Source organism: Rathayibacter sp. VKM Ac-2762 (genome assembly GCF_009866585.1).
GTDB lineage: Bacteria > Actinomycetota > Actinomycetes > Actinomycetales > Microbacteriaceae > Rathayibacter.
In genome coordinates this window covers 2,587,567-2,602,155 of record NZ_CP047419.1, presented here as the reverse complement: position 1 = coordinate 2,602,155, position 14,589 = coordinate 2,587,567, and the positions used below count along the sequence as shown (strand labels likewise).

Genomic DNA, 14,589 nt, shown 5'->3' with positions numbered 1-14,589 from the left:
GCCCTCATCGTACGCAGGTCACGGGAGCAGGAGGTCCGCGAGCTCCTCGGCACCGGACACCAGCGCGATCGTCCCGACCGCCTCGAGCGGCGATCCGTAGCCCCACTCGACCATGATCGTCGGCACGCCGTGGGCGGCGGCGCCCTGCACGTCGTGCTCGCGGTCGCCCACCATCACCGGCGCCGAGAGGTCGACGCCGAGCTCGCGGAGCCGGCGCAGCGCCTCCTCCACGACGTCGGCCTTGGCGCTGCGGACCTCGTCCTCGGAGGCGCCGCAGATCACCGTGAAGTACTGCGCCAGTCCGTAGTGCTCGAGGATGCGCGTGGCCGCCGACTCCGGCTTCGAGGTCGCGAGCGAGAGCGGCACGCCGGCCTCGGCGATGCGCGCGAGCACCTCGGGCAGCCCCGGGTAGACCGAGGAGTCGAACAGCCCGCCCGCGTTGTAGCGGCGGCGGTAGACCACGAGCGCCGCCTGCGCCTCCTCGACGGTCATCCCGCCGAGCTCGCGGAACGCCTCGAGCAGCGGAGGGCCGACGTAGGCCAGCAGCTCGGCCGGAGCGGGCACGGGGCGGCCCAGCTCGACGAAGGTCTCGACGAGGGTGCCGGTGATGCCGGGGGCCGAGTCGGTGATCGTGCCGTCGAGGTCGAAGAGGATGCAGGACCAGGTGCCGGCGCGCGCGTCGAGGCCGGTGGCGGCGAGGGTCGTGTCGGACATGGCGGGCTCCTGACCTCGGAGGACGGGGTGACGCCGGCGCTGCCCCGCCGGGGGCCACACTCTACGGCCGTTCGGCGTCCAGAGCCCGTTCGACGAACGAACGGGTGACGACCTGGGCGATCGAGCCGGGGTCGAGCTGCACGGCGACGAAGTCGGCGGTGCGGATCAGCGCGAAGGCCTCGCGTCCGGGGAGGACCAGCATCTGCACCCGCGGATGCTGCTGCCGGGGGACCGCGGTGCGCACCTCGTCCGTGGAGGTGAACAGCGGCAGGACCTGCTCCCCGGTGGTCGTCGCGACGGTGCGGACGTGCGGCACGCCTCCGGGCTGGGAGCCCGTGACGTCGACCACGAGGGAGCCGTCGAGGCAGGCCTCGAGCAGCCGGTCGACGGCCTCGGCGGTGGGAGCGGCGACGAGCGCCTCCAGTGCTTCCCGAGCCTCCGCATTGCGGTACGGACCGGGTCGCGCCGGGCGTGCAGGGGGTCCGCCTCGTCGTGCCATGACTCCACGCTAACGAAGACCGGGGCGTGATCGGAATCGCCGGGACCGGTTCCCGGGAATGCGCACGATCGGTGTCCGGAATCGTTACGGCCGTCTGCGGACACCGTGTCCTCTATTCGACGGCTGGTGGCGAACAGCTCGATTCCGCCCTGATTGCCTCCGCTTATCCTGAACATTCCCCTCGACATGGCGCGAGAAAGGGACGAATGGCGCCATTCATGGCGCACTCGATTGTGAAAGGGGGTAATGTCTCTCCCGGTCCGGGTCGAGACAGTCCGGTCCCGCGAACTCCAGGAGGAAAAGTGGCCCAGAAGATCACGCTTGTCGACGATATCGACGGAACCCTTATCGATTCCGGTGACGGCGGTACCGTCCGCTTCAGCATCGAGGGCGCCAACTACGAGATCGATCTCGGCCCCGACAACATCGCCGAGCTCCACTCGGCGCTCGAGAAGTTCGTCTCGAGCGCCCGCCGCGTCGGCTCGCGCCCCGCGGCCGCCACGAGCGTCGCGACCGCCTCCAAGAGCGACCCCAAGCAGCTCAAGGCCATCCGCGAGTGGGCGAACGCCAACGGCCACCCCGTCTCCGACCGCGGACGCATCCCCTCCGAGGTCCAGGCCGCCTACCAGGCCGCCCACAAGTAGCGGCCGCCGGGCTCTCGGCCCGGTGAGACGCGGCATTCCCGGGCCTCGCGCCCGGTGAGCGGAAGGCCCCCGTGATCCGATCGCGGGGGCCTTCGCCGTGCCTGTCGCCGTGCCTGTCAGAACAGGCGCGTGTGGGAGTCGTCGGTGCCGCGCATGGCCTCGTAGTCGAGCACCACGCAGCGGATTCCGCGGTCCTCGGCGAGAGTCCGCGCCTGCGGCTTGATCTCCTGAGCGGCGAAGACTCCCGTCACCGGGAAGAGGTGCGGATCGCGATTCATCAGCTCGAGATAGCGGGTGAGCTGCTCCACTCCGTCGATCTCGCCGCGGCGCTTGATCTCGACGGCGACGGCGGCTCCCGAGGAATCGCGGGCGAGGATGTCGACCGGGCCGATCGCGGTCATGTACTCGCGCCGGACGAGAGTGTGCCCCTCTCCGAGGAGGCCGATCTGCTCGGCGAGAAGGCGCTGGAGATGCGACTCCACTCCGTCCTTCACGAGTCCCGGATCGACGCCGAGCTCGTGCGCCGAATCGTGCAGCACCTCGTGGATCGAGACGACGAGAGCGTCGCCGGTCTTGCGGTGCGCGACGGTCCACTGCTGCGTCACTCCCGCGGTGCGCGCCTCCTCGTCGGGCTCGCCCGTGATCAGCGTGCAGGGAGGGCTCATCCAGTTCAGCGGCTTGTAGGAGCCGCCGTCGGAGTGGATGAGGACGCTCCCGTCGGCCTTGACGAGCAGGAGGCGGGTGGCGAGCGGGAGGTGGGCGCTGAGACGGCCGGTGTAGTCGACGGAGCAGCGCGCGATGACGAGACGCACCCGTCGAGGATAGACGGCGCGGCTCCGGCGGGCTCCCGGCTCAGCGCGCGGCGACGGGAGGCCGGCGGCCGAGCGGAGGAGCGGGCGGCGGCACCGAGAGCGAGGCGCGCAGCGCGACCGCGAACTCGGCCGGCGCCTCCGCCCACGGGTGGTGGCCGCTCGACTCGATGACGGCCAGGCTCGCCTGCGGCAGGAGCGCGGTGAGCGCCTCCAGAGCGGCGACGCCCGTCACCGGATCGTCCTCGCCGCCGAGGACGACCGCGGGGCAGTCGAGGCGCTGCAGAGCGTCGCGGATCGCCGCGGTGTCGTCGGAGCCGGCGGGAGTCGTGGGACCGGCAGCCCGGTCGTCGATCCCGAGCCAGGCGGTGCCGGGGGCGATCAGGAGCAGGTGGGCGACGCGCTCGGGCGCGTCCACGGCGGCGAGCAGGACGGCGCGGCAGCCGGAGTCGTGCGCGGCGAGATCGAGCGCGTCGACGCCGAGGTGACGGCGCAGGTCCTCCACGTCGGCGGCCGTCGTGGCCGGGGGAGCGGGAGGCAGCTCCGCGGAGCCGCCCACTCCGCGCGGGTGCAGCACGAGGACGCGGCGCGTGCAGGCGATCGAGGCGAACGAGCCGAGATAGGAGGGGTGGCGCTCCGGCTCACCGGGGACGACCACCAGGGGCCGCCCCTGACCGGCTCCGTGCTCGTCGACGTGGAGCAGGGCGCCGTCGCGCGCTCGGTACCGCATCCGCTCCCCCTCCGCCGCCGTCCTGGGAAGCCTAGGGGGAGGCGCGCCGGGGCGCCCGGGCCCCACGGGGGCTTGCGGAGGCGCGTGGAGCGGGGCGGTCAGCTCCGTCGGCTGCGGGCGGCGGGGGAGGCGAGCCCGGCGACGACCACCAGGGCCAGCACCAGGAAGAGGGCGTTCAGCAGGCCGTAGTGCTCGCCGAGGAAGCCGATGGCCGGCGGTCCGACCAGGAACGCGACGTAGCCGAGCATCGCCACCGCGCTGACGCGGGCGGCCGAGTGCGGCCCCTCCGCCGCGGCCGACATGCCCACCGGGAAGCCGAGCGAGCAGCCCAGACCCCAGGCGACCGCGCCGACGACGACGAGCGCGTCGACCGGGGCGAGGATGAACAGCAGGATTCCGACGATCGCGAGCCCGGCGGAGGCGCGCAGCACCGGGACGCGGCCGAAGCGGTCGAGCACGGGTCCGCCGATCACGCGTCCGACGGTCATGGCGGCGACGAACACGCCGAACACGACGGCGGCGGTCGTCTTGTCGGTGCCGTGGCCGTCGACCATCGCCAGGGTCAGCCAGTCGTTCGCGGAGCCCTCGGCGAAGGCCATGCCCAGCATGATCAGGCCGATGAGGACGAGGCGGCCGTCGCGCCAGACGCCGAGGGAGGCGGCGACGCGCTCGCGGACCGGCGGCTTCACCGTGGTCGCCGCGCCGGAGGTGTCGAGCTCCTCGCGGACCGGGACGAAGCGGATCGCGATCACCGCGGTCACGGCGATCACCACGGCGATCGCGCCGAGGTGGACGGCGACGGGCACGGCCAGGGCGGAGGCGCCCGCGCCGATCAGCGCGCCGGCCACGGTGCCGAGGCTGAAAAAGGCGTGGAACAGCGGCAGGAGCGTCTTGCCGAAGGCCTTCTCGTTGGCCGCTCCCTCGACGTTCATCATCACGTCGACCGCTCCGTTGCCGAAGCCGAGCATCGCCATGCCGGCGAAGGCCGCTGGGAGGACGCCGATGACGTCGGCCGAGACGCCCAGCACCGCGAGCCCCGCCGCCGAGACGGTGAGGCCGAGCGCCATGCCGCGCCGGGCGCCGATCGCGCCCATGACCGGCGTCGAGAACGCGAGTCCGACGATCGCGCCGATCGACATCGAGAGGATCAGCAGGCCCACTCCGGCGGTCGAGAGCTGGAGCTCGTCACGGATGGCGGGGGTGCGCGAGACCCAGGTGGCGATGGAGATCCCGCTGAGGACGAAGATCGTGAAGACGGCGTTGCGCCAGGCGACCAGCTGCGGGCGCGTGAGCGCGGACGTCGAGGTCATGGCGGTTCTCCTGGTGCGGGCGGGATCCGGACACCGGATCGAGAGGCACGGTCGAATCGATTCGAAGCGAGCCGGTCTAAGCTATCCGGAACCCCGGGGACGGTCAACCGACGACGAGCGCGCCGCCCCCACGAGGAGGAACGTGGAACCCCGCAAGAGCCCCCGGCCGACGCTCGCCCGCGTCGCGAGCCGGGCCGGAGTGTCCCCCTCCACCGCCTCGCTGGTCTTCAGCGGCTCCGGCCCCGTCTCGGAGGCCACGAAGGAGCGGGTGCTGCGCGCGGCGTCCGAGCTCGACTACGCCGGCCCCGACCCGCGGGCGCGCTCGCTCCGCCGCGGCCGCTCGGGGATCGTGGGGGTCGTCGTGGACGAGCGGATGCTGCACGCGTTCCGCGACCCGATCAAGATCGCCATGCTCGACGGGATCGCCGACGTGCTCGGCGGGGTCGACGCCGGGATCCTGCTGCTCACCGAGACCGGCGACGGCGCGGGCCTGCTGGCGACGGCCCCGGTCGACGCGATGATCCTGGTCGGCTGCAGCCCGTCGGTCGACGACTCCGTCGCCGTGCTGCGTCGCCGGGGGGTGCCGGTCGTCGTGGTCGAGGGCCTCTCGGAGCTGGGCGGCGCCGTGATCTCGCTCGACAACCGCGAGGCCAGCCGCACCCTCGCGGAGCACCTGCGCGAGCTCGGCCACGAGCGGGTCGCGGTGGTCTCGCTCCCGTTCGCGAAGGACCGCCGCCGCGGCGCGATCCCGCCGGGCTGGCGCTCGAGCCCCAGCATCACTCCGGTCGACCGGCTCCTCGGCGTGCAGGACGTCTTCCCGGACGCGTCGGTCGTCGCCGCCGCAGCGAGCTCGGTCGACGAGGGCGTCGCCGCGGGCCGCACGCTGCTCGAGGGGGCGGAGCCGCCGACCGCGGTCGTCGCGCAGAGCGATCTGCTGGCCGCGGGCGTGATCCTCGCGGCGGAGGAGCGCGGGCTGCGCGTGCCCGAGGACCTCTCGGTGGTCGGCTTCGACGGCGTGCAGGTGCCCGGTCTCGCGGCCGAGTACGACCTCACGACGATGGCCCAGCCCGCGGTCGAGAAGGGCCGTGCGGCGGGTCGGGCCGCGGTCGCGCTCCTGGCCGACGAGGAGGCGGAGGCGGTCTGCTTCCACGCCGTCTTCCACCGCGGGAACACCAGCGCACCGCCGCGCTGACCGGAGTTGTCCACAGGCTTCTCCACAGGGGAGGAGCGCGGTCAGCGGAGCCAGACGTCGCTGCGGACCCGGAGCCCGAGGGTGACCGCGCGGGCGCCGAGGAAGCCGACGGCGAAGGCGAGCCAGAGCGCGAGGAGGCGCCATTCGGCGGGCGCGGCGGGGGCGAGCAGGGCGAGCGGGACGAAGACGGCGAGGTTCGCGAGGCCGCTGAGCGCCAGGTAGCGGCCGTCGCCGGCGCCGATCAGCACGCCGTCGAGCACGAAGACGTAGCCGCCGAGCGGAGCGGTGAGGCCCACGACGGCGATCGCCGCGGGCAGCAGCCGCAGCACCTCCGGGTCGCTCGAGAAGACGTACGGCAGGACACCGCTCAGACCGGTGACCAGTGCTCCGAGCACTACTCCTGCACCGATTCCCCAGGTCACACAGCGTTTCGTGACGGCTCGGGCCTGCTCGGCGTCGCCCGCGCCGAGGAGGCGGCCCAGCAGCGCCTGCGCGGCGATCGCCACCGCGTCGAGGGCGAAGGCGACCGTCGAGAACAGCGTCATCGCCACCTGGAAGGCGCCCAGCTCCTCCGCCCCGAGCGAGGTGGCGGTCGCGACCGCGAGCAGGATCGCCGCGCGGAGGCTCGCTGTGCGCAGCAGCATCCAGCCGCCGGATCCCGCGGAGGAGGCCAGGCCCGCGAGGTGCGGCCGCAGCGGCGCGCCGACCCGCCGGGCGAGCCGCAGCGCGACTCCCGCGTAGGCCGCGAGCATGGCCCACTGCGCGATCACCGTCCCCAGCGCGGAGCCGGTTATCCCCAGGCCGGCCGGGTAGATCAGCACGGCGTTGAGAGCGGCGTTGAGGGCGAATCCGCCGGCGGCGATCACCAGCGGAGTGCGGGTGTCCTGGAAGCCGCGGAGGAGCCCGGTGAGCGCGAAGACGCCGAGCATGGCGGGGATCCCGGCCATGCTCACCGCCAGGTACCGCACGCCCGCCTCCGCCACCGCCGGCTCCGCGCCGAAGAGCGCCACGACGGCCGGAGCGGTGAGCGCGCCCACCACGGCGATGCCGGCGCCGAGGAGCAGGGCCAGCCAGCCGCCGTCGATCCCGGCCGCCACGGCCCTCCGCTCGTCGCCCTCGCCGAGGGCCCGGCCGACCCGCGGAGTGGTGCTGTACGCGAGGAAGACCATCAGGCCGACGATCGTCTGCAGCACCGTGCCGCCCAGCGCGAGCCCGGCGAGCGGGACGGCGCCGAGATGGCCGACCAGGGCGGAGTCGGTGAGCAGGAACAGCGGCTCGGCGACCAGCGAGCCCAGCGCCGGGACGGCGAGCCGGAGGATGCTGCGGTCGAGGGCGGAGGTCACCGCTCGACGCTAGCGGCTGCCGCAGCTCCGGGACGGGCGTACCGTGGGCGGGATGCAGCGCTTCGGGATCGGGCTGGCGGCCGTGGGCCGGCCGGCGTACATCACGGCAGGGCGCGACGACGACCTCGGCCCTGCGGCCGAGCGGAGCGTCGACGCGCTGCGGGAGCGCACGCACCTGCTGCTCGACGCGGCGTGGGACGCCGGCGTCCGCTTCCTCGACGCCGCGCGCTCCTACGGGCGGGCGGAGGAGTTCCTCGGCGGCTGGCTCGCCCGGCATCCGGAGCGGCGGGCGGCGCTCACGATCGAGTCGAAGTGGGGCTACGAGTACGTCGGCGGGTGGGCGATGGACGCGCCGGTCCACGAGCGCAAGGAGCACTCGGTCGCGATGCTCGACCGCCAGTGGCCGCTCACGCTCGACGCGCTCGGCTCGGCGCCCGACTCCTACCTCGTCCACTCGATCACTCCCGAGAGCCCGGCCCTCACCGACCGCCCGCTGCTGGACCGCCTGCGCGGCCTCGCCGGCTCCGGAGTGCGGGTCGGCCTCTCGACGAGCGGACCCGAGCAGGCGCGCGTGATCGAGCTCGCCCGCGCGATCCCGGAGTCGCCGTTCAGCGCGGTCCAGAGCACGTGGAACCCGCTCGAGCAGTCCGCGGGCCGGGCGCTCGCCGCCGCGCACGACGACGGCTGGCTGGTGGTGGTCAAGGAGGCCCTCGCCAACGGGAGGCTCGTCGCGCACCCGATCGAGCACGCCGGCGCCGCGCCGGACGCCGTCGCCCTGGGGGCCGCCCTCGCGCAGCCCTGGGCCGACGTCGTGCTGAGCGGCGCGGCGACTCCGGAGCAGCTGCGGGCCAACCTGCGCGCGCAGCCTGTGGAGCTCGCGGATCTCCCGGCGCTCGCCGTGGATCCGGCCCGCTACTGGGCCGAGCGCTCCGCTCTCGACTGGACCTGAGAGCACTCGAACGAAGTGGTGCGTGCGCTCCGGCGCCGCACGGGATAGCGTTCCTCTCAGCGCCCCGTCTGCCCTCTCTGCGAGGGCTGGCGCGCGGATCGACCCTCGTGATATCGCCCGAGAGGATCCGCCCCGGCCCGCCACCCCTCTTCGAGTGCGGGCGAATCGAGCTTTCCTCCGCACCCTTCCGAGCACCTCCGCCGGTCCTAGCGTGACGCGCAGGTCGTCGATGCGGCCGGCTCGCCACCACCCCCAGGCGAGCGTTCGATCCTCGATCCGACGCCCAGCGGAGTGCCCCCATGTCCCGTGCCCGAACAGTCCTCCTCGTCACCGCCGCCCTCGTCGCGGGCCTGCTCACGGCGCCGAGCGCCGCGTCGGCCGCGACTCCCGGGACCAGTCCCGTGACGGGCTTCGAGAGCGGCTCGCCCGCGCTCGCGACGGTGACCGGCACGGCCTCCACGGCCGTCTCCGACGACAGCACGGAGGGCGACTCGTCGCTCGAGGTCTCGTACGACGTCACCGGGGGGCTCGCCGAGCTCGGCTTCGACCCGCTGCAGGCGCCCGTCATCCCCGCGCCCGCCTCGTCCCTGACGGTCGACCTCCGCGGCGACGGCTCCTACAACACCGTCTACCTGCGGGTCCGCGACACGAGCGGCGAGACCTTCGTGCACCGCGTCGACGCGATGCGCTCGACCCAGTGGCAGACGCTCACCGTGGACCTGACCGCGGAGCCGGTGGCCCGCGACGGCGGCGACGGCAACGGAGTCATGGACGCGCCGCTCACCGTGGCCGGCGTCCTCGTGGTCCGCAACGGCGAGCAGCCGCCGACCGGCACGTTCGCCCTCGACGACCTGCGCGCGGACACCACCGGCTGGACCCTCCCCGTCGCCGCGTCGACCTACGTCGCCGCCGGGGCGAGCGCCGCGCTCTCCTTCGACGCCGGATCCGCGGGCGACTGGGAGCTGCGGCTCGCGGACGCCGCCGGGCTCTCGCGCACCCTCACCGGCACGGCCGCCGCGGCGGGGCCCGTCGCCGTCGACTGGGACGGACGCGACGACTCCGGAGCCGCGATGACCGGCGACGTGCGCGCGGTGCTCCGCCAGGACGACTCGGCCGACGGCTCCCTCGGCGCCGCGACGACGACCGGCGTCCCGTTCCTGCTCACCCTGGCCGCGGCCGACGACCCCGACGCGACCTCGGTGGTCGAGGCCTTCGACGGCGGAGACGCCGGCTGGGGAGTCGCCACCGGATCCGCCACCCTGCGCCGCGCCTCCGCGGCAGGGGGCGGCGCGGCCGGCACCGAGGGCACCGACGCGCTCGCCGTCGACTACGACCTCACCGACGGCATGGCCGGCATCACGCGGACCGCTCCGCTCGACGTCGCCACCGGCCCGGTCACGGGGCTGAAGGTCGACCTCAAGGGCGACGGCAGCTACAACACGGTCTACCTCCGCGTCACCGACGCGAGCGGCGAGGCGTTCACCTACCGGATGGACGCGATGCGGCAGACCACCTGGACCACGGTGCCCATCGACCTCACCCAGGACCCGGTGCTCGCCGAGGGCGGCAACGCCGACTCCGTGCTCGACATGCCGCTGACGCTGACCGGCTTCTACGTCGTGCGCAACGGCGAGCAGTCCGCCACCGGCTCGCTCGTGCTCGACAACCTGCGCGCGGTGAGCAGCCGGTGGACGATGCCGGTCGCCGACACCGAGTTCCTCGTGCCGTCGGAGGGCGGAGTCGCGAGCCTCGCGTTCTCGGCCGCCACGGCCGGCGACTGGATGATCGTCCTCCGCGACGGCACCGGCCGCAGCCGCTCCCTCACCGGCACCCTCGCGGAGCCCGGCGAGACCGCCGTGCAGTGGGACGGGAAGGCGGACGACGGACAGGAGATGGACGGCCCGATCCGCAGCACCTTCCTGCAGGACTCGACCCCGGACGGGCAGTTCTCCGCGTCGCGGACCCGCTCGGCGACTCCGACCCTGCTGACCGTCGCCGCGGCGCAGCCGTCGACGACCAGCGTGGTCGAGGGCTTCGAGGGTGCGGCGTCGGGCTGGAGCGTCGCGATGGGCTCGGCGGCGGTCTCGCGCACCAGCGCGCAGAAGACCCAGGGCTCCTACGCCCAGCGGATCGACTACGACGTCTCGTCGGGCCTGGTCGAGACGGTGCAGAGCACTCCCGCGACCGTGATCGCGAAGCCGGCCTCGTCGCTCCGGATCGACCTCAAGGGCGACGGCACCTACAACACCGTCTACACGCGCCTCCGCGACGCCTCGGGCGAGGCCTTCACCTACCGGCTCGACGCGATGCGCTCGACGGCGTGGGCGACGATCGACGTCGACCTCACCGCCCCGGCCGCGCTGATCGAGGGCGGCGACGGCGACCAGGTGCTCGACTTCCCGGTGAAGCTCTCCGGCGTGATCATCGTGCGCAACGGCAGCCAGCCCGCCACCGGGACCGTCGTGCTCGACAACCTGCGCACCCTCGCCACCGGCTGGTCGCTGCCGACGGCCGCGACCGCGTTCTTCACCCCCGGCGCCTCGGCGACCACCTCGTTCTCCTTCACCGCGGCCGGCCCGGGCGACCACCTCCTCGAGCTGCGCGACAAGGAGGGGCGCGTGAAGACGATCACCGGGCGTGCGGCCGCGGCCGGCCCGGTCACCCTGACCTGGGACGGCTCGGACGACTCCGGGACCCGCATGCGCGGCGACGTCAGCGGCGTCTTCTCGCAGGACGGGACGGACGACGGCGTCCTCGCCTCGAACGCCACCCGCAGCGGGATCCCGCTCCTGCTGACCCTTGCGGAGATCGACGCGGACGCGAGCCTCGCGCAGTCCTTCGACTCCGCCGGGACCGACTGGGTGCAGGCCGCCGGCACCGCGACCCCCTCGACCTCGGCCACCCGCACCGAGGGCTCGGGCGCGCTGAAGATCTCCTACGACCTCTCCCGCGCCGACGCCGAGATCGAGACCGCGACGACTCCGGTGCCGCTGCTGACGCAGCCCGCGACCGCGCTCAAGGTCGACCTGCTCGGCGACAGCAGCTGGAACACCGTGTTCCTCAAGCTGCGCGACGCCACCGGCGAGATGTTCTTCTACCGCGTCGACGCGATGAGCCTCAGCCGGTGGACGACCGCGACGATCGACCTCCGGTCGCCCGCCGCGAACACCCACCTCGGCAACGACGACGGCGTGCTCGACTACCCGGTCTCGCTGGTGCGGATCAACGTGGTGCGCAACGGCGCCTCGGCCCCCGCCACCGGCACCGTCGTGCTCGACAACCTGCGCGTGCTCGACAAGGACTGGACGCTGCCGACCGCGAGCGCCGCGCGCTTCTCGCGCGAGAACGCCGCGACCACGACCGTCCGCTTCACGGCGGGTGGGCCCGGCGACTACGCCCTGGTGCTGCGCGACAGCGCCGGCCGCACCCGCACCTTTGGCGGAACCGCCGCCGCGGCGGGCGAGATCACCGCGACCTACGACGGCACCGACGACAGCGGAGCCGCGATGGCCGGCAGCATCGCCGGCCGCCTCACCTGGGACACGACCGCCGACGGCGCGCTCTCGGGAGCCGCCACGGCGACCCGCCCCTACCTCACCGGAGTGAGCGCCCGGGTCACCGAGGCGTCGCCCACGTCGATCAGCGGCATCAACAGCTTCCTCACCGAGCAGGACTCGCCCGTCGAGGCCGACCGGCAGGCCGCCCTCCTCGAGGACGCGCAGGTGCGCTGGGCCCGCGAGGAGTTCGAGTGGAAGCGCGTCGAGCCGCGCAAGGGCTTCTACGACTGGGCGAAGTTCGACCAGGCCGTCGCGATCAGCCAGGCGCGCAACGTCGACATGATCGGGAAGCTCGCCTACTCCGCGCCCTGGGCCTCGTCGGCCCCGGCCGGCACCGCGGCGGAGGACGCCCAGTACTACCCGCCGCGCAGCAACGCCGACTTCGCGTCGTACGCGGCGGCGACCGTGGCCCGGTACAAGGACCGCGTGCACGTCTGGGAGGTGTGGAACGAGCCGAACACCGACTACTACTGGCGCGGAGGCGCCACGGCCGGCCAGTACGGCGAGATGCTGAAGGCCGCGTACACGGCGATCAAGGCCGTGGACCCGACCGCGACCGTGCTGGTCGGCGGGCTCGACCAGTTCAGCGACCCGTTCATGGCGGGCGTGCTGGCGGCCGGGGCGGGCGACTCCTTCGACGGACTCGCGATCCACACCTACACGGTCGACGGAGCGCCCGAGACCGGAGCGATCCCGACCTACCTCGACGCGGCGCAGAACTTCCTCACCCGCAGCGCGCCGGGCCGGAGCCTGTGGATCACCGAGGTCAGCTGGGCGACCTGCACCACCTGCACCGGCGCCACCAGCGAGGCCGACCAGGCGTCGTACCTCTCGCGCTCCTACCTCGACGCCGCGGCCCGCGGGATCAAGGCGATCGCCTGGTACAACCTCGTCGGAGGCCCCGACCCGCAGGCGCCGCTGGACACCTTCTCGGTGACCGAGCGCTCCGGACGGCAGAAGCCCGCGTACGCGGCGCTGAAGGAGGTCGGCGCGGTCCTCGCGACCGGCACCGCGGTCGGCCGGGCGAGCGCGACCGCCTCCGCCTCGCCGGTGAAGGTCGACGACCTCGCCTCCACGAGTGGATGGGCGGTGGCGCCGATCGGCGGCGGGACCGCCTCGCTGGCCGCGACGTCGACCGGCTACTCCGGCTCAGGCGCGCTGAAGCTGACGTACGACTTCTCCGGCGCCTCGAAGGGCGCGCAGCTGCACACCTCGCGCACCCTCCCCGGCTCGCCGACGGCGGTCTCGGTCCGGGTCAGCGGCGACGCGAGCACCAGCCCCGTCTACCTGAAGCTGCAGGATGCGACCGGGGAGACCTTCCAGGGCCTCGTCGGCAACGTCGGCGGCTCGCCGTGGCAGAAGATGACGCTGTTCTCGGACGGGCTGAACGCCAACTACACGCACTCCGGCGGCGACGGCGACGGGGTGTGGGACTACCCGGTGAAGCTCGTGGACGCCTTCGTCTACAAGGCGATGTCGGGCGTCTCCTCCGGCACGGTCTCGATCGACGACGTGACCGCCGACTACGGTGTGAACCTGCACGGGACGGTGCTGCAGACGCCGACCGAGACGGTGCAGGCGCTCTACACCGCGGGCCCGTCGACGGCCTCGGTGCAGGTCTCGGGGGCGACGGCGTCGATCCGGACCACCGCCGGCAGCACGGCGCTGACCGTCGCCGACGGCCACGCGACCGCGACGCTCGGCCGGACGCCGGCGTTCGTGGTCTCGGCGCCCGCGGTGACCCGCCCGGGCGGCACGACGACGCTCGACTGGATGACCGGCGACGGCGCGACGACCAGCGTCGCGGTGCTCACGGCGTCCGGCGGAGTCGCGAAGCAGCTGACCTCGTCGATCAGCCACCTCGCGGGCCGGCAGACCCTCGCCTGGGACGGACGCCTGACGAACGGCGCCGCCGCCCCGGCCGGGTCGTACAGCATGCGCATCACGACGACGACGCTCGACGGCCGCACCAGCGTGCAGAAGGTCGCGTTCACGCAGCCCTGACGCGGGTCGCTGCAGGGCGGCCGCCTCGACGACTCCTGGAGTCTCGGGACGGCCGCCCCCCTTCGACTCTCCAGGAGTCGTCGCAGTGGGGTGTCGAGTGCGACAGATCCTGGACAGTGGGCGGCAGGCATCCCTCGATGGCGGGCGCCCGGGCGCCTCAGGACCAGTCGCCCTCGCCCGTGCCGAGGCGCTCGCGGCCGAGCTCGGTGATCGGGACGGCCGCGAGGCTGGTGAGGCCGATGCCGAGGAGCGTCGCCCGGGGTGCGCCGGACGCGCCGAGCAGAGCCATCCCCTCCAGCACCGCGCAGAAGTAGGCGCCGAGCGCCTCCGGATCGGCGGAGGCGTCGATCTCGCCCGCCGTCCGCGCGTCGTCGATGCAGGCCGCGTAGTGCGAGCGCATCGCGTCGAACGCGGTCGCGACCGTCGCCGCGATCTCGGGGTCGCGCGCCGAGAGCTCCACCGCGGTCCGGGTGAACAGGGACGGAGCCGACTGCGCCGCGCCGTGCTCGACCGCCACCCGCACGAGCTGCGAGCGGATGCGCGCCAGCGGGCTCTCGGTCCCGTGGCGGATCGTCTCCACGGCGTCGACCGCCTCGGCGGTGTCGCTGAGGAACGCCCGCATGAAGAGCTCCTTCTTGCCGCCGAACGCGTTGTAGAGGCTCTGCCGCGCCAGGCCGGTCGCCTCGAGCAGCGTGTCGAGCGAGGTGCCGGCGTACCCGGTCTCGGCGAAGGCCGTCCGGGCGCGGGCGACGACGTCGGCCTCGTCGAAGGTGCGGGGTCGGGGCATGATCGTCCTCCTGGTCGGGTGGCCCGTCCATCCTGTCCCACCGCACGGGGT

The 14,589-nt window shown here is 73.8% G+C and carries 11 protein-coding genes; 4 read left to right on the top strand and 7 right to left on the bottom strand.

Going from position 1 to position 14,589, the window contains the following annotated elements:
• Window positions 1-18: 18 nt before the first annotated feature.
• Both GTU71_RS12215 and GTU71_RS12210 read right to left on the bottom strand, forming a co-directional pair.
• Window positions 19-714 carry an HAD hydrolase-like protein gene (locus GTU71_RS12215; RefSeq protein ID WP_104222626.1) on the bottom strand — a complete coding sequence of 232 codons (696 nt, stop codon included), beginning with the start codon at window positions 712-714 and terminating at the stop codon, window positions 19-21.
• Between the two features lie 61 nt (window positions 715-775).
• Window positions 776-1,213, bottom strand: coding sequence for an SseB family protein (locus GTU71_RS12210; RefSeq protein ID WP_104222625.1), 438 nt, complete (start codon window positions 1,211-1,213; stop codon window positions 776-778).
• Between the two features lie 302 nt (window positions 1,214-1,515).
• On the opposite strand from GTU71_RS12210, the gene GTU71_RS12205 reads away from it, so the two are divergent.
• The gene (locus tag GTU71_RS12205) at window positions 1,516-1,857 is read left to right on the top strand and encodes an Lsr2 family protein (RefSeq protein WP_104222624.1); all 342 of its coding nucleotides are present in this window, start codon (window positions 1,516-1,518) and stop codon (window positions 1,855-1,857) included.
• A gap of 116 nt (window positions 1,858-1,973) precedes the next feature.
• Here the strand turns inward: GTU71_RS12205 and nucS are convergent, their stop codons facing one another.
• The 3 genes from nucS to GTU71_RS12190 form a co-directional block, all read right to left on the bottom strand.
• Window positions 1,974-2,669: an endonuclease NucS gene (gene nucS, locus GTU71_RS12200; RefSeq protein ID WP_104247564.1), complete on the bottom strand. Its 696-nt coding sequence runs from the start codon at window positions 2,667-2,669 to the stop codon at window positions 1,974-1,976.
• 40 nt (window positions 2,670-2,709) lie between these two features.
• Window positions 2,710-3,396 carry an alpha/beta fold hydrolase gene (locus GTU71_RS12195; RefSeq protein ID WP_159940270.1) on the bottom strand — a complete coding sequence of 229 codons (687 nt, stop codon included), beginning with the start codon at window positions 3,394-3,396 and terminating at the stop codon, window positions 2,710-2,712.
• 98 nt (window positions 3,397-3,494) lie between these two features.
• Window positions 3,495-4,706 (bottom strand): MFS transporter, encoded by a 1,212-nt coding sequence (locus tag GTU71_RS12190; protein WP_104225755.1) that lies wholly within the window; start codon window positions 4,704-4,706, stop codon window positions 3,495-3,497.
• A gap of 142 nt (window positions 4,707-4,848) precedes the next feature.
• Between GTU71_RS12190 and GTU71_RS12185 the strand changes: the two genes are divergently transcribed.
• Window positions 4,849-5,898, top strand: a complete 1,050-nt coding sequence (locus GTU71_RS12185; RefSeq protein WP_244230542.1) for a substrate-binding domain-containing protein — start codon at window positions 4,849-4,851, stop codon at window positions 5,896-5,898.
• 41 nt (window positions 5,899-5,939) lie between these two features.
• Here the strand turns inward: GTU71_RS12185 and GTU71_RS12180 are convergent, their stop codons facing one another.
• Entirely contained in the window at window positions 5,940-7,241 is a 1,302-nt protein-coding gene (locus GTU71_RS12180; RefSeq protein WP_104222620.1) for an MATE family efflux transporter, read from the bottom strand.
• Window positions 7,242-7,293: 52 nt separating this feature from the next.
• Between GTU71_RS12180 and GTU71_RS12175 the strand changes: the two genes are divergently transcribed.
• Both GTU71_RS12175 and GTU71_RS12170 read left to right on the top strand, forming a co-directional pair.
• Entirely contained in the window at window positions 7,294-8,190 is an 897-nt protein-coding gene (locus tag GTU71_RS12175) for an aldo/keto reductase (protein WP_104328435.1), read from the top strand.
• Window positions 8,191-8,489: 299 nt separating this feature from the next.
• Window positions 8,490-13,751 carry a cellulase family glycosylhydrolase gene (locus GTU71_RS12170; RefSeq protein ID WP_159940268.1) on the top strand — a complete coding sequence of 1,754 codons (5,262 nt, stop codon included), beginning with the start codon at window positions 8,490-8,492 and terminating at the stop codon, window positions 13,749-13,751.
• Between the two features lie 157 nt (window positions 13,752-13,908).
• Here the strand turns inward: GTU71_RS12170 and GTU71_RS12165 are convergent, their stop codons facing one another.
• A complete protein-coding gene (locus tag GTU71_RS12165; RefSeq protein ID WP_104282778.1) occupies window positions 13,909-14,538 on the bottom strand; it encodes a TetR/AcrR family transcriptional regulator in 630 nt (209 codons plus the stop codon).
• Window positions 14,539-14,589: the final 51 nt, after the last annotated feature.

Excerpts from the sequence above, each read along its gene's own strand:
- GTU71_RS12215 (WP_104222626.1), bottom strand. The coding sequence starts at position 714 with ATGTCCGACACGACCCTCGCCGCCACCGGCCTCGACGCGCGCGCCGGC.
- GTU71_RS12210 (WP_104222625.1), bottom strand. The coding sequence starts at position 1,213 with ATGGCACGACGAGGCGGACCCCCTGCACGCCCGGCGCGACCCGGTCCG.
- GTU71_RS12195 (WP_159940270.1), bottom strand. The coding sequence starts at position 3,396 with ATGCGGTACCGAGCGCGCGACGGCGCCCTGCTCCACGTCGACGAGCAC.
- GTU71_RS12190 (WP_104225755.1), bottom strand. The coding sequence starts at position 4,706 with ATGACCTCGACGTCCGCGCTCACGCGCCCGCAGCTGGTCGCCTGGCGC.
- GTU71_RS12175 (WP_104328435.1), top strand. The coding sequence starts at position 7,294 with ATGCAGCGCTTCGGGATCGGGCTGGCGGCCGTGGGCCGGCCGGCGTAC.
- GTU71_RS12170 (WP_159940268.1), top strand. The coding sequence starts at position 8,490 with ATGTCCCGTGCCCGAACAGTCCTCCTCGTCACCGCCGCCCTCGTCGCG.
- GTU71_RS12165 (WP_104282778.1), bottom strand. The coding sequence starts at position 14,538 with ATGCCCCGACCCCGCACCTTCGACGAGGCCGACGTCGTCGCCCGCGCC.